Annotated in this window: 11 protein-coding genes; 7 read left to right on the top strand and 4 right to left on the bottom strand. The window is 45.9% G+C overall.

The genetic code is table 11. From position 1 onward, the window contains the following. The first annotated feature begins 482 nt into the window (after positions 1-482). From Pcarn_RS21835 to yiaY, 3 genes are all read left to right on the top strand, one after another. On the top strand, positions 483-1193 hold the full coding sequence (locus Pcarn_RS21835; protein ID WP_261836439.1) for a FadR/GntR family transcriptional regulator: 711 nt from the start codon (positions 483-485) through the stop codon (positions 1191-1193). A gap of 195 nt (positions 1194-1388) precedes the next feature. Beyond that, complete coding sequence (locus Pcarn_RS21840; protein WP_261837335.1) at positions 1389-2678, top strand: MATE family efflux transporter; 1290 nt, start codon at positions 1389-1391, stop codon at positions 2676-2678. Positions 2679-2911: 233 nt separating this feature from the next. Beyond that, entirely contained in the window at positions 2912-4057 is a 1146-nt protein-coding gene (gene yiaY / locus Pcarn_RS21845; RefSeq protein ID WP_261836440.1) for an L-threonine dehydrogenase, read from the top strand. A gap of 196 nt (positions 4058-4253) precedes the next feature. Here the strand turns inward: yiaY and Pcarn_RS21850 are convergent, their stop codons facing one another. From Pcarn_RS21850 to Pcarn_RS21860, 3 genes are all read right to left on the bottom strand, one after another. After that, on the bottom strand, positions 4254-5993 hold the full coding sequence (locus tag Pcarn_RS21850; protein WP_261836441.1) for a sodium:solute symporter family transporter: 1740 nt from the start codon (positions 5991-5993) through the stop codon (positions 4254-4256). A gap of 221 nt (positions 5994-6214) precedes the next feature. After that, a complete protein-coding gene (locus tag Pcarn_RS21855; RefSeq protein ID WP_261836442.1) occupies positions 6215-8353 on the bottom strand; it encodes a heparinase II/III domain-containing protein in 2139 nt (712 codons plus the stop codon). Then, complete coding sequence (locus tag Pcarn_RS21860; RefSeq protein WP_261836443.1) at positions 8354-10510, bottom strand: heparinase II/III domain-containing protein; 2157 nt, start codon at positions 10508-10510, stop codon at positions 8354-8356. A gap of 370 nt (positions 10511-10880) precedes the next feature. Between Pcarn_RS21860 and Pcarn_RS21865 the strand changes: the two genes are divergently transcribed. The 4 genes from Pcarn_RS21865 (at position 10881) to Pcarn_RS21880 (ending at position 14925) form a co-directional block, all read left to right on the top strand. Beyond that, positions 10881-11216, top strand: coding sequence for a cupin domain-containing protein (locus Pcarn_RS21865; protein ID WP_261836444.1), 336 nt, complete (start codon positions 10881-10883; stop codon positions 11214-11216). Positions 11217-11246: 30 nt separating this feature from the next. Beyond that, positions 11247-12170 carry a 2-dehydro-3-deoxygluconokinase gene (locus tag Pcarn_RS21870; protein WP_261836445.1) on the top strand — a complete coding sequence of 308 codons (924 nt, stop codon included), beginning with the start codon at positions 11247-11249 and terminating at the stop codon, positions 12168-12170. 41 nt (positions 12171-12211) lie between these two features. Next, a complete protein-coding gene (locus Pcarn_RS21875) occupies positions 12212-12835 on the top strand; it encodes a bifunctional 4-hydroxy-2-oxoglutarate aldolase/2-dehydro-3-deoxy-phosphogluconate aldolase (protein ID WP_261836446.1) in 624 nt (207 codons plus the stop codon). A gap of 335 nt (positions 12836-13170) precedes the next feature. Beyond that, a complete protein-coding gene (locus tag Pcarn_RS21880; protein WP_261836447.1) occupies positions 13171-14925 on the top strand; it encodes a sodium:solute symporter family transporter in 1755 nt (584 codons plus the stop codon). Positions 14926-15228: 303 nt separating this feature from the next. Here Pcarn_RS21880 and Pcarn_RS21885 read toward each other — a convergent pair whose 3' ends face one another. Then, on the bottom strand, positions 15229-16110 hold the full coding sequence (locus Pcarn_RS21885; protein WP_261836448.1) for a LysR family transcriptional regulator: 882 nt from the start codon (positions 16108-16110) through the stop codon (positions 15229-15231). Between the last annotated feature and the right edge of the window lie 7 nt (positions 16111-16117).

The raw sequence follows: 16117 nt of genomic DNA on the forward strand, positions 1-16117 counted from the left end.
TTTGCTTCTTGTATTGTAATTATTAAATATTATCTAAGGGCAATGTTAGCACTCATATATACATAAAGACATGCCACCGCCCGTTAAACGTGACCTTTAACATCATTTACGTTAATTTACGCCTAAAAAATCAATAACATCCCCTTAACATACAGCATACAAGCACACCCCTTAATCATAGCAGATATGAAATATGTGGCTCGCTATCGTGATAAAGGTCTGAATTCTTATTACTCATCAGCCTGATGAACAGGTTTCTTGTTGAGAAAGTAAGATACTATTGTATTATGATTAATCAAAAGGGGATGGTTAGAATTAGTACACGCATATGGCGTATGTTTCGCATATACCACCCTTCCTTATTGGCTACATTTTGGAAACATTCCAATGTGTAACAGGTGACCAAACGGCACCCAAAGTTCGTCATGAACTGCTTTTTATCCGTAATAAAAATAATAAAAACTAATAGCTAGGTGGTAACAATGTCACTGTTTTCATTGGTGGAAGACTCAAGCCGCCGTATTCATGTGCAAGTCGCGAGACAAATTGCTCGCAAAGTTCTTTCAGGAGAACTAGAACAGGGTCAAAAACTGCCTTGTGAAACCGAATTGTGTGAAGTGTTTGGTGTAAGCCGAACTGCTCTTCGCGAATCTACGAAACTACTATCTGCGAAAGGCCTGATTGAATCTAAGCCAAAAGTGGGTACACGTATCTGCCCGCGTAGCCAATGGCACTTCCTAGACCCACAACTCCTAGAGTGGATTGAAGATCTTGAAGACAACAAGCCATTCCTCTCTCAATTCCTGGGACTGCGTAAAGCTATTGAGCCAGAAGCTTGTGCTCTAGCTGCAGAAAACGCGACCGTTGAGCAAAGAAAAGAGCTGTCGACTTACTTCCAGAAGATGACTGAAGCGGCGACCAACGTGGATTATCACAACTGGACCATGAACGATCATATGTTCCATAAGACGATCTTCCTAGCAACGGGCAACCAGTTCTACATTCCGTTCAGCAACATTCTTTCTACCCTGTTCAAGCGTTTCCTTGGCGATTCAGCGGTAGGTGGTCGTTTCTGTCTGGAAGAGCACCAAGCTATCTACAACGCAATCATGTCAGGTAACGCTTCTCAAGCTCGCGTAGCCTCCATGACTCTGCTTGCAGATGACAACCAGCGCTTGTCTCAATTGGACTAAAACTGTTCAAAATTTGATTGCAGTTAACACAGAAACCTTAAGCTAATAATAAAATATGACAAATATTTTATTTCGGATAAAATTCCCGCTCTCGGAAATTAAATCCAACTAGCTTAAGGTTTTTTAGTGCCCAAACAATCCTACGTTCGCAAAAACATCTCTATCGCATGGCCTCTCGCACTTAACGCTCTGTTAATGCAATCCATGTTGATGATTGACACCTTCCTTGTCTCTCCTCTTGGTGAAATCTCGCTAGCTGCAATGGGCATTGCAAGCACTATCGTTGCGTTCATCATGGGTATTCAGATGGCATTGGCTAATGGTTCTCAACTAGTACTGAGCCGCGCGGTTGGTTCCGGTGTTAAAGCATCCCTTGCTCGTGGGTATTGGTCTGGCATGGCCATTAACTTTGGTGTCGCTTCCCTCTTTCTTATCCTTTTGCAGTTCTTCGACCACCAACTTATTGAAGCGCTGACCGATGACACCTCTCTTTATGGCGAGATCAACGACTACCTGTCCGTTTCTCAATACCTAGTAATTTTCACTGCAGTCACTCAAGTAAGTATTGCGCTATTCAACGCATTGGGACGCACTAAGGTGCCGTTTAAGGGTTACTTGATTGAAATGCCTATAAACGCCCTACTCTCTTACCTGTTCATCTATGGTTTTGCTGGGTTTGAAGGACACGGTGTAAAAGGTGCCGCGCTTGGTAGTGTGATTGCGATAATGATACGTACCGCCTATCTGTTTGCTTGTATGCACTATTCTGAAGAGATTGAGGTACGTCTAAAAGATCATATAAGCGGGATCAAGAAGAGCATCAAGAACCACTTCCTTGAGATATTCCCTGTTGCGGCCAACGTTACCATTCTTTCTATTGGCGCTACGGTTTATCAGCTTCTCTACTCGCAGCTCAATATCAACGCCTACGTAGCCATTACCTTGGTGTTCCCGTGGATTCGCTCTGGTACTCAGTTTATTACTGCTTGGGCACACTCTTCCGCTATCTCTATTAGCCAAGCAATTGGTTCAAACAAGATGGATGACTTGGTAGAGAACGTCGACAAGAGTATCGATATTGCTGTATATATCTCTATTATCACGGCGGTTCTGTTCGGCATCTTGAGCCTGTTTATCGCAGACCTGTATCCAAACCTTGACCCAGTGACCTACGCTGCCCTAGCCACAATTGCACCGCTATATATCTTCCTGCCTATTGTTCGTGGCTATAACACAGTACACGGGCATGTTTTACGTGCATTGGGTAAAACAACCGACGTATTTAAGATCAACTTTACCGGTCAATGGGTCATCTCTATTCCCCTATGTGCGGCCATTATCTTTGTATTTGATGGCTCTATCTTCTGGGCATTTGCTATCCAGCCTTTTGAAGAAATAGTGAAAGTACTGCCGTTTAGACACCTTGCAAGAAAATCACTGAAAGAATTCAACAGCGAAAAAGCACAGAAACTGATGTACGACTAATATAAGCTCGGTCACATTTCTACTGGTCGCGATTTACCCAGAATTCATCGATTCAAAGCCTGCTGTCCTAGCAGGCTTTTTTGTTACATTTGAAAATGTGATAAAAATCATGCATTTAAATCTAACTCCATCTCATCAGACCAGACTATTGATTTCCATCAAATACAGCATTTCATTTCGTTTCTAGGATAAATCCAGTTTTTAAAATCAATAAAATAATCTGGAGAACTAAAATGGCAGCATTTTTTATTCCGTCTATCAACCTTATGGGTGCAGGATGCTTGGTAGACGCCGCTGACAACATCAAGGCTCAAGGATTTAAGAAAGGTCTGATCGTAACCGATAGCATTCTGGTCAATATCGGTATCGTTGGTAAGGTTCAAAATCTACTAACGGAGCGCAACGTTGAAACCGTTGTGTTCGACGGAACTCAGCCAAACCCTACAATTACTAACGTTAACGACGGCCTAAAACTACTTAAAGAGAACGAGTGTGACTTCGTTATCTCTCTAGGTGGCGGTTCACCTCACGACTGTGCGAAAGGCGTTGCGCTTCTGGCAACCAACGGCGGTGAGATCAAAGACTACGAAGGTGTAAACCTATCTGCTAAGCCTCAGCTTCCGCTCATCGCTATCAACACCACAGCGGGTACCGCATCTGAAATGACCCTTTTCTGCATCATCACAGATGAAGAGCGTCATATTAAGATGGCTATCGTAGACAAGAACACGACACCGATGATCTCTGTAAACGACCCTGAGCTAATGCTAGAGAAGCCAGCTTCTCTAACTGCAGCAACAGGTATGGATGCACTGACACACGCGGTAGAAGCCTATGTATCAACCGCAGCGACGCCTGTTACTGACGCAGTTGCTATCAAGGCGATCGAACTTATCCAAGCGAACCTGCGCACAGCAGTTGAGCACGGCGACAACATCGAAGCTCGCGAGCAGATGGCTTACGCTCAGTTCATGGCTGGCATGGCATTTAACAACGCCTCTCTTGGCTATGTTCACGCTATGGCTCACCAACTAGGCGGTTTCTACGACCTACCACACGGTGTATGTAACGCAATCTTGCTACCACACGTACAGCGCTACAACGCGCAAGTAGTTCCTGAGCGTCTGTTAGACGTAGCAAAAGCTATGGGTGTAGATGTTACAGGCATGACTGCAGAGCAAGGCGCAGAAGCGGCGCTTGAAGCTATCCAACAGCTTTCGAAAGATGTGAAGATCCCATCAGGCCTTAAAGAGCTAGATGTGAAAGAAGAAGACTTCAACACGCTAGCAGACAATGCACTAAAAGATGCGTGTGGTTTGACGAACCCTAAGCAAGCTTCGCATAAAGAAATCGTTGATATCTTTGCCGCGGCTATGTAGTTGATGCATTTCAAATAATAAGTTTGAAAGCCCGTAAGGTTTGTCTTGCGGGCTTTTTATTTGTAAGCTTATAGCGAGGAGTCGTCATACCGGCCTGCGATCCGGTAACTCTACTGAATTAATGCGCTTCGAAGATCCCGGATAATCGCATAGCGATTTCCGGGATGACGTGGAGAGTCTATTTCTGGGCTATGAACTATACAGCTAAGGGGGCTTTCCTAGTCCTATATAAATGGACCCCAGACAGCAATATCAAACCACCAATAATAAAGAAGGTCAGCATGTCTGCCCAAGTATCAACGGTTAGGCCGATCACCATGATCAGTCCTCCCAATATCTGAGTCATCTTACCCAAGTACTCACCTTGCCTGCGGTCTACATCCGCCTCTTCTTCCCCGCTGATCGGTGTCTTTAGGTTTTTAAGCATGGTATTGGTCTCCTCTGCCCTTTCTCCAGTTCGCTCTTTATAGAACAGACTGGTCATGGCAAAGAAACCACCGGTAATGACTATCTGAGCCAGCAGTGCGCTCACAACTGTTAAATCCACATACTCGCGATGAGTGAAGGACTCGGCGCCAAACAGTGGCAATAACCAGTTGACCTCAAAAACGAACTGCATAAAGGCTGAAACACATAAGCCAACCACGATAGTCGCCCAACCTGACCAATCTGGCGTGCGCACAATAACCAGCGCCAGCAAGGATGGAATAGAGATAGGCATTTGAAGCAGAGCACCAAACAGCATCATTAGGTCGAAGAAACTGTATTCACGGATAGAGGCAAACATCAGTGCAGCGCCTACCGACAACAAACCAGACACCAGAGTGGCTATCTTGCCAACCTTCATTTGGTCTCGTTCCGTGGATTCTTTATTGATCAGTGGCTGATACACGTTACGCACAAAGATCCCTGCGTTGCGGTTTAGTGCTGTCGTCATAGGGGCTACGGTAGCCGCTATCATGGCCGCAAGGACAAGTCCTAGTACGCCCGTTGGCATATAGTGGTCAATGTAGAAAAGATAGGCTGCGTTATTGGCACTTTCTGCAAGGTTTGGATAGAAGGCTTGAAGGTCAACGCCCATGCCTGCCGCTACCCAAGGTGGAATAAACCACATCACAGGGCCGATGATAAATAGCACACCCGCGACAAACGCAGCTTTCTTCGCTTCCTTCTCGTTGGTGGTCACTAGAAAGCGATAACAGGTCAGTGCGTTGTTGGTATTGATAGTCTGCTTGCTCATGATGATGACAATCCACAGGGCAAAGATGTGCCAATATTCGATGCCACTACCCATCAAAAAATCACCCGGGAACTGCTGCGCCATCTTCACCGGTCCCCCGCTCTCATACAGAGCGAATGCACCGACTGTCATAGTAATAGAGACCAATAGAATCAATTGGATAACGTTGGTAGCAGAAACCGTCCACGAGCCTCCACTAACTGCAACAAAGGTCACTACAGCGCCAACGATCAAGATAGTGATGTAGAGGTCGATATTGAACACGGCCGCGACAAATATCGCCAAACCATTAAGCCAGATAGCCGCAGAGATAATCCCTAGAGGGAAGCTAAGCCAGGTATAAAACTGCTCTGAGATACGACCAAAACGGAGTTTGATCACCTCCATCGGCGTTTCCGCACGAAGCTTACGATAGCGCTCTGCGAAGTAATAGGATGCGACAAAGAAGCCCATCGCATTACCCCAGAACAGAAATAGCACCGTCAGGCCGTCTTCATACGCCTTGGCCGCCGCTCCCGTAAAGGTCCATGCTGAAAATTGAGTCATAAAGGCGGTAGCGCCAGCCATCCACCACATCATTGCGCCGCCACCTCGGATAAATCCCGAAGAGGTTTTGGCGAACCGTTTAAAGATCATTGCAGCAAAGATAACGAATGCAAAATAGGCCAAAACAATGGCCAAATCTAACAACTCCATAAGCCCTCAAAGTGTAAATATGAAACTGAAACCACGTTCCATATTTTACTATTTATTTGTATGATTTTTGCTACCCAGTGCATATTCCTGCCAACCACTCACATAAGTTCCCAAGCAAATTGCAAGCAAATGTAAGCTGTTGCATAAGCTAAATCGCAGGTACAAAAAAACCGGACATGGCTTGAACCACATCCGGTTAATGTTTCAGTTTCGACTAAAGATTAGATCTTAGCGAAAGAACCAGTCCAGCTGAACTCACCTACTGTGTGCTCTGACTGCTGAGCTTCCTCAGCGCGGTTAGAGATACCGAAGTGGTAAGTGTTACCTGTAGTGGTTTGGATACGAACTACAGTGCCGTCAGCGGTGTCAGCTACTACATTTACAGACTCAACTAGACCACGAGCGTTAACAGACTGCTCGAACTCTTCGTTGAAGTAACCGTGAGTTTCTAGAACAGAAGCGAACACGTGATCTTTACCAGACTGGCGCATAATCATCGCAGGCTCGCTACGTAGGTTGAAGTCTGGATCGTTAGCACCAAGACGCGCGAAGATCACTTCACTGTCAGCGGTTGCGCTAGTGATCAGCGAGTAGTAGCTGTTGTTTACTAGCCAGCTAACCAGTGAGCTACCTTCAACCTTGCCAGAACCTAGGTTCCACAGGTGCTGATAACCGTCAGACTCACCCACAGGGCTTAGAGTAGAGTTAGTCTTGTATTCGAAGTCAGTACGGATGATCTGGCCTGAGTAGTGAACCGGTAGATCATACTGGTGCTCTTCTTCAGACTGGATACGGTACACATCGATTACTAGTGGCTTCTCGAACTCTTCGATGTCAGCAAGAATGATGCTTCGCTGCATATCTACGCCTTCGTAGTAGCCAGAGATACGACCACTCATGCCTTGAAGCTTCTCGTTTTCAACGTTGAAGAAGTGCTTCTCACCAAACTTAGACTCAGCTAGCGCTGTGTTGAAGTTGTTCTGAGTTTTCTGATCAACCGTTACTGTGTTGTGCGCAACAGTTTGCTTACAGTAAGACTTGTTCTCTGGGATGTAACGACCGCCAAACTTAGGCTCAACGTTTACCCAGCGACCGTAGCCGTAATCGTGCAGAACTTCGTGACCGCGGTTGAATACGCTTAGGTGTAGACCGTCATAGTGACCGTGGTCTAGCGCTGAGTGGTACTGGTGATCAGAGCCGTGCTGACCGAACCAGATAAGCGCCATAGTGTCATCATCTTGTGCGTCACGGTGACGTAGGATACCTAGACCACCCTTCTCGCCTTTAGGGCCATCAGTGATGTATAGGCTGCCCCAGTTAAATGGCTTGATTTCATCAGCCGCTTCAACTGCGTTAGATAGAGTTAAACCTGAGCTGTGAACCCAAACGTTTTGTTGGTGGTTAGCCATCGCAAGTAGTGTCTCAGCTTGCTCGTAGCGGTGGAAACATACAGATGTTGCCATCACAACGCCTTCATCATTGATAGAGATAGTCTTAGATGAATCGTTACAAGCTGGTAGAGAGCCGTCTGGGAATGCAGTCTTGAATACAGCGTAAGAAGTGGTCTTGATCACTGAGTCGTTGAACTCATAGATGCCGATCTCTGGTTGACGACGCTCAATCGCTTCTGCGAACAGGTAGATTGGACGTAGAGAGAAACGGTGGTAGTAAGGACCTTCCATGTAGTAGCCGTCTGGAGAGAACAGTTGGTCTAGCTGAGCTAGGAAACCACCGCTTACTTTGTCCAGTTTCAGACCGTAAAGTGCCTTATCTACAGACTCTTGATCGTTGATCGCATAGCCACAGATACCTACTGCCGCTACTGCCCACAGACCGTGGTTGTGTACGATGTCGAAGTCGTGACCGTAGGTTACTACGAACAGGTCGATCATCTGCTTGAACAGATCAGTCTCGATAAGCGTCTTCTGATCATCAGAAAGCGTATGGAAAACACAAGAGTATGCGCAAGATGCGTAAAGCATCCACATGTTCTCGTTCAGCGTTTGGTGGAAGATTTTACCCGGTGGGTTGGTATCTTTACTTACGTTGCTCTCAAGAGTTGGGTACACCTTAGCGTATGCCGTTAGCATATCTACGATGTAATCACGGTACTTCTGATCTTCTGTGATAAGGAAAAGACGACCAGCGATGTCCATGTGAATGTAGTTCTGCTTGTGACGGTTGTGCTCGTAACCGCCACCTTCACCGTGACCTGGAACCTCGATACCTACTTCTTGCATGTAGGCGTCAGCTTGCTTGATATCACGCGCTAGCGCTTTACCCAGCAGGCTATCCGTGCCTAGTGCTTTGCGAAGCTCAGCCGCTTCTTCGAAGTTAAGTAATAGTGGTTGATAGCTCATTTAAACTGTCTCCTGAGGGATAGCTTGGATTTCAACTGAATAGAAACCTGTCCAGTTGTATTTTTTATCATTGATAGTTAATTCGTTTTCAGATGTCTCGGATGCATTTGCATCGTTAGACAGTAGCAAAGTCACTCGAGATTGCTCGGTCTCGATCTCAACAGCCGATACTGCATCAGTGTGACCCTGTACTTTGATATTCTTAACCTTGCCGCGTGCATTAACTGACTGCTCGAACTCTTCATTGAAGTAGCCGTGTGTCTCTACCACAGAGGCAAACAGTGAGGTTTCGCCTTTGCTACGCAGAATAAACGCAGGCTCACTGCGAAGGTTGAAGCTAGGGTCGTTCGCGCCGGTGCGAGTAAAGATAACCTCACCATTGTCGTTCGAACTTGTACCTAGCCAGGTGTAATAGGTGTTGTTTTGTAGCCAGCTTACTAGTGCAGTTTCGTTTGCCTCACCTGCACCCACTTTCCATAGATGCTGATAGCCTGCATCGGTGCCAAGCGTTTCTAGAGTCTGATAGGTTTCATACTCGAAGTTGGTGCGGATAATCTGACCTTGATACTGATGAGAATAATCGTATTGATGCTCGCCCTCACCCTTAACGCGGTATAGGTCAATCAGAAGCGGAGCTTCAAGCTCTTCTAGAGAAAGCAAGAACACACTGCGCTGCAGACCAAAGCCATCATAATGTTCGTTAGCAAACGCACTCATGCCTTTTAGGCTTTCATCGTTTACTTGGAAGAAGTGTGGAGTACCACTTACTGAGTCTGCGCGGTCTACATCAAAGTAGTTCTGACAAGTCTCATCGATGGTAATCGCATTGTGTGCAATGGTTTGACGCGCATAGCCTGGGTTCTCAGGCAGATAACGACCACCAAACTTAGGCTCAACGTTTACCCAGCGAGCGAAACCGTATTCACGCAACACTTCTTGACCACGGTTAAAGAAGCTAATGCCTAGGGTATCGAAGTGACCGTGACCCATGCCGTGCATGCCATAGTTCATGACGAGTTGAGTAACGTCACCGCTATCATCTTGCATACGCACAAAACCTTGTGCGCCTTGGTCGCCATCAGGACCTTCTGCAAGCTCCATACTTGGCCAGTATGGAAGGCCGATCTCGCGCTCAGCTTGCGCTTTCTCATAAGCTTGAGAAAGCTTCAGACCACATGGGTGCATCCATACGCCATCTTGGATCTTAGCCATTCCTAGAATGTTGTCGTCTAGCTCGTAATGTGCACCATAGATGCTCACTGCAACCTGCACGCCTGCATCGGCAATGCCCATGCTTTGAGATGCATCGTTCAGTGCTGGGAAAACGCCATTAGGGTAAGCAGTGGCAAGCAGTGCTTGAACCGTATTGCCTACAACGCCATCTTTGTAGTTGTAGATGTCTACCTCAGGCATATGGCGATGGATGATCTCAGCCAACAAAACCAAAGGACGAATAGTAAAGCGAGAATAATATGGACCTTCTAGGTAGTAGCCAGAAGGTGCAAACAGGTTCGAAACCTGATCTAGGAAACCGCTAGTCGCATCACGGTCTTTACCGTAAACCGCCATCTCAAGATATTCTGGCTTGCCGATAGCAACTGCGCACGCACCTACTGCCGCGACAGCCCAAACACCGTGGTTGTGGATGTGGTCAAAACGGTATGCGTATTTTTCTGTGCTCATCTCAATCATAGGGATGAACACACGCTCTACGATACGGTCACGCTCTTCTTGGGTCATGGTTGAAGCAACACAAGAGTAAGCGATGCTGGTAAACAGCAACCAGCCGTGCTCGTTTAGAATTTGGTGGAATAGACGACCAGTAGGGTTAGTGTTCTTTTGAACTTGGTAGTCTAGGGTTAGGTACTTGTCTGCGTACCAGTTTAGTAGGTCTTTAACAAAGGTTGCGTACTTCTCTTCCTGAGTAATAAGGAAAAGACGACCAGCAATATTCATATAGGTGTAGTTTTGCTTGTGGCGGTTGTGTTCGTAACCACCTGCTTCGCCGTGTCCTGGAACATCAAGGCCAAGTGCCATATAAGCATCTACTTCAGCGATGTGTTTTGCGATGGACTTACCCATCAGTGTTGGACGGCCTACTTCTTTACGAAGTTGCTCGATTTCTTCTTGAGAAAGCAAAATCGGTTGTGGAGTCATCTCGTTTCACCTTTTGTGCACGAATTTTTAATTTTATGAGCTCTTTAGCCAACGACTTCTGTGTAATTTGAAAAACAGAGGCCTTTGAGGGCTTTTTGTGGCTATAAAGTAATACAATACGAGAAATTATCCTATACTTAGGTGGCAAAATAATGAGAAAAATCACAGTTCCTTGCATATTTTCTCAGTCGCTAAACTTAAGAAATCAGTAGAATAGTTCTCTAACTCCTTGATTATACAAACAAGGACTTAGGGACAATTGACCTAGGTCACACATCTATAAACTTATTGTATGACAATTAGGATTAATCCATTATGATAAAAAGTAGATAAAGTTTCTTTAATTCGCCCCGTAATCGAGGACAAGACTATGAACCCATTCTTCATTGCAGACGATCAACCTTGGGAAGACCTAGGAGATGGAATCTCTCGAAAGATTGTTGGTTATACCGACGACCTAATGGCAGTGCATGTTCGATTTGAAAAAGGTGCTGTCGGCGCAGTTCACAGCCACGAAATTCATGACCAGATCGGTTACGTAGTGTGCGGTAGCTTCGAAGCTGAAATCGAAGGTGAAAAGAAGGTTCTTAAGGCAGGAGATGCTTACATTGCACCCAAACACTTCAAACATGGTGCGGTTGCCCTAGAAGAAGGCAGTGTTCTACTTGACTGCTTCTCTCCGGCAAGAGAAGATTTCCTCAAATAATTATTCAGCCCCCAGACTTTTGGTACAAAAATGACATCATTAAACATCGCTATCATCGGCGAATGCATGGTAGAACTTCAGCAAAAAGGTGAACTTCTAAAGCAAGCATTCGGTGGCGACACTCTAAACACTGCTCTTTACCTATCTCGTCTTACACATAGCCATGGCATCAAAACTAGCTATGTAACTGCACTGGGCCAAGACCCATTCAGCGCAGACATGCTGTCTAAGTGGCAAGCAGAGAACATCGACACTGACCTAATCGCGCGTCTTTCTGACAAGCAACCTGGCCTTTACTACATCGAAACTGACAGCACTGGCGAGCGTAGCTTCCATTACTGGCGTAACGATGCAGCAGCTAAGTTCATGTTCGACCAAGCTGACTCTGCAAAACTTATCGAAACTCTAAGCGGCTATGATGCTATCTACCTAAGCGGCATCACTCTAGCAATCCTGACTGAAAACGGCCGTAACGAGCTATTCAACTTCCTAGAGAAGTTTGAAGGTAAAGTATTCTTCGACAACAACTACCGTCCAAAACTATGGGCAAGCCAAGAAGAAGCTCAGAAGTGGTATCTGAAGATGCTTGCGCACACTGATACTGCCCTACTGACCTTTGATGACGAGCAAGACCTATACGGTGACGAGCACGTTGAGCAATGCATCGAACGTACTCAAGGCGCTGGCGTTAAAGAGCTTGTGATCAAGCGCGGCGGCAAAGAGTGCCTAGTTGTTGAAGGCGAAAGCGCAAACTACGTTTCTGCAAACGTAATCGACAACGTAGTTGATACAACTGCAGCGGGCGACTCATTCAGCGCTGGTTTCCTAGCGAAACGTCTATGCGGTGGCACAGCACAAGAAGCAGCGGCAGCGGGTCACGCGGTAGCAGGTACTGTAATCCAGTATCCTGGTGCTATCATCCCAGCTGAAGCAATGCCTGAACTGTCTCTATAATTCTGAAGTTTCAGAATCACACATTATTTAATGGAAATATCATGACAACTCTAAACGATAAACTAGCTAGCCTAAAAGTTATCCCAGTAATCGCTATCAACCGTGTTGAAGATGCAATTCCTCTAGGCCGTGCTCTAGTTGAAAACGGCATGCCATGTGCTGAAATCACTCTACGTACTGAGTGTGCAATCGAAGCTATCCGCGTTATGCGTAAAGAATTCCCAGACATGCTAATCGGTTCTGGTACTGTTCTAACTAACGAGCAAGTTGATGCTTCTATCGACGCTGGCGTTGACTTCATCGTAAGCCCAGGCTTCAACCCACGTACGGTTCAGTACTGCCTAGACAAAGGCGTTGCTATCGTACCTGGCGTTAACAACCCAAGCCTAGTTGAGCAAGCAATGGAAATGGGTCTACGTACTCTTAAATTCTTCCCAGCTGAGCCTTCAGGTGGTGTTCCAATGCTCAAAGCTCTAACTGCAGTTTACCCAGTAAACTTCATGCCTACTGGCGGTGTTAGCCTTAAGAACGTTGACGAGTACCTAAACATCCCAGCAGTTCTTGCTTGTGGTGGTACTTGGATGGTTCCAACTAAGCTAATGGACGAAGGTAAGTGGGACGAGCTAGGTGCACTAGTACGTGACGCGGTAAACCACGTTGCTTAATTAGCAAACACCCTCTTTTTGAAAAGCGAGCATCATGCTCGCTTTTTTTATATCTATACTCTGTAACACCCTGTTACACCCATACACACTTGAGATCATTTATATTTTTGTATGACCATAAATATTTCAAATATGGGATATAAAAGACCACTTCGTGGGGATTTTCTAATTTTTATATATGTAAGTTATTGATAAATAAAGAAAAATACCAACAAATAACCAGTTGCACTTGAATGTGCGCTAGATCACTAAAAATGCATATTGTAGTACAATTAAATCGAGAAACAGGCTAATCTTGGTCTCAGTATTTAGTTAAAACATTTAAGGCTGAAAAGATGACTATCGATACTTTTGTTGTTCTCGCCTACTTCTTCTTCTTAATGGCCATTGGCTGGATGTTCAGGAAGTTTACGACATCAACCAGTGACTATTTCCGAGGTGGCGGCAAAATGCTGTGGTGGATGGTGGGTGCTACCGCCTTCATGACACAGTTTTCAGCATGGACGTTTACAGGTGCCGCAGGACGCGCATTCAGCGACGGTTTCGTCGTTGTAATCCTATTCTTAGCTAACGCATTCGGTTACTTCCTTAACTACCTATATTTCGCTCCGAAATTCCGTCAGTTACGTGTTGTTACCGCTATCGAAGCAATTCGTCAGCGTTTTGGTAAGACTTCAGAGCAATTCTTCACATGGGCAGGTATGCCTGACAGCTTGATCTCAGCTGGTGTATGGCTAAACGGTCTAGCAATCTTCGTTGCTGCTGTATTCCATATCCCAATGGAGTGGACCATTGTTGTAACTGGTCTAGTTCTAATGCTGATGGCTGTAACAGGTGGTTCTTGGGCGGTTGTAGCTTCTGACTTCATGCAGATGCTAGTTATCATGGCCGTTACCATTACCTGTGCAATCGCGGCTTACTTCAACGGCGGTGGTCTAGGAAACATTGTTGACAATTTCCAAGGCGACTTCATGTTGGGTAACAACCTGAACTACGTAAGTATCTTCATCCTTTGGGTAGTATTCATCTTCGTTAAGCAGTTTGGTGTAATGAACAACAGCATCAACGCTTACCGTTACCTATGTGCTAAGGATTCAGAGAACGCTCGTAAGGCAGCAGGCCTAGCTTGTATCCTAATGATCGTTGGTCCTCTAATCTGGTTCCTACCACCTTGGTACATGGCTGCATTCCAACCTGACTTCGCGGCACAGTACGCAGAGATGGGTAGCAAAGCAGGTGACGCAGCATACCTAGCATTCGTACAGAACGTAATGCCAGCAGGTATGGTTGGTCTACTGATGTCTGCAATGTTCGCGGCGACTATGTCTTCAATGGACTCTGGTCTAAACCGTAACGCTGGTATCTTCGTGATGAACTTCTACAGCCCTATCCTACGTCCACAAGCGGGCCAGAAAGAGCTAGTAGCAGTAAGTAAAGTAACAACTGTTATCATGGGCTTCATCATCATCGGTATCGGTCTGTTCATCAACTCACTGAAGCACCTAAGCCTATTCGACATCGTACTAAACATCGGTGCACTTATCGGCTTCCCAATGCTAATCCCTATCCTACTAGGTATGTGGATTCGCAAGACTCCAGACTGGGCTGGTTGGGCGACTCTAATCGTTGGTGGTATTGTTTCTTATGTATTCGGTATCGCACTAACTGCAGACGACATCCAGAACGTATTCGGTCTAGAGCATGCACTTACTGCACGTGAGTGGGCTGACCTTAAAGTTGGCTTGAGCCTAGCAGCACACGTAGTGTTCACAGGTGGCTTCTTCATCGCAACGACGCTTCTATACAAAGGTCTATCACCTGAGCGTGAAGCAGAAGTTGAACAGCTATTCACTAACTGGAACACTCCAGTAGTAGCTGAAGGCGAAGAGCAGCAGAACCTAGACACAGCTCAGCGTTCAATGCTTGGTAAGCTAATCAGCACAGCAGGCTTCGGTATCCTAGCTATGGCTCTGATTCCAAACGAACCTACTGGTCGTCTACTGTTCCTACTATGTGGTTCAATTGTACTAACAGTTGGTATCCTACTAGTGAACGCATCTAAAACAGGTGCAAAACCAGCGGCTTCTTAAGCTAGCTAGTTAAACCCCAAATTGAAAACTCCAGCCTAGGCTGGAGTTTTTTTATGTCTGTTATCCAAGGCCAATGGCTACAAGAGGGATAATAATGACTAGGAGAATAAGGAAGGCGAATCCACCGAAGAAACCTATCAGGAACTGATAAAAGAGCCAGCACACTGATAATAGGCCCTTCCAACATAAGATCAAAATGACGATCAATACTAACCATTCCATGCCCTACCCCCACTTATGTAAAAAGCGTGAGTCTAGATCTCTAATTAGTTTTCAAACAATGCTTTTAGCCTATACCTGTTATTACTGATTAAACTTGTCAAAGCAGCGCTCGATCATCTCTATGACCACCTCTTGTGCCCGAGACTTCTGGGTTCTATGCCTATAGCCCAAGTAGGTTTCTCTCTGACCAAAGTCATAATCTGTTAGCCACTCCACCAGCTCACCACTTTTTAGTGAATCGTCGACAAAGTAGTTTGGTACAAATGCAAAACCGACGCCTTTACAGGCCATCTCAGCCACTGCATCGGGCTCTGAAAGAGATAGCTTAGGATAAAGGTTAATGCTCTCGAGCGCCCTAGAGTGCCTGTCATAGCCAGTAATGCGCTGTTGTTGTAGGTGCCCAATAAATGGCAGTTCTTTCAAATCTTGTAACTTGAGAGGAACTGGCTTGAGCTGAGTATTTGCGACCACTTGCATGTCGATTGAAACGAGACGCTTAACCACAAGATTACTGTCAGGAAGCTCTCCCGCCAGTATCGCGAGATCGGCATCTGGATGAAAACTAGTCGTGTCTCGGGAAGGGATAAACTTGAGTTTGAGATTTGGATACTTAAGTAGCAGCTCTTCTACGCCAGACTTGAGGAAGTAGTCGTATACGAAATCGGTACAGTCAATGGAGACCTTACCGGTGACCTCATTGAGGTCACTATCAAGGGTGTCTAATTCTGAATATAGAGACGTAAAGTGAGGAGAGAGTCGCTGATAGTAGTGCAGTCCAGTGTTAGTGGGCTTGAGGGCCGTTTTAGAGCGAACGAACAAAGGAGAGCTTACGCTCTCCTCTAGGTTGGCAATTCGGCGACTGACGGTCGATAGGGGGATCTCTAGCTCTTCACTAGCCGCCTTCATACTCCCAAGCCTGACGACCTGACAGAAGATATAAAAGTCATCCAAATTGCGCGCCATCTGTTCA

It is taken from the genome of Vibrio ishigakensis, from assembly GCF_024347675.1.
GTDB lineage: Bacteria > Pseudomonadota > Gammaproteobacteria > Enterobacterales > Vibrionaceae > Vibrio > Vibrio ishigakensis.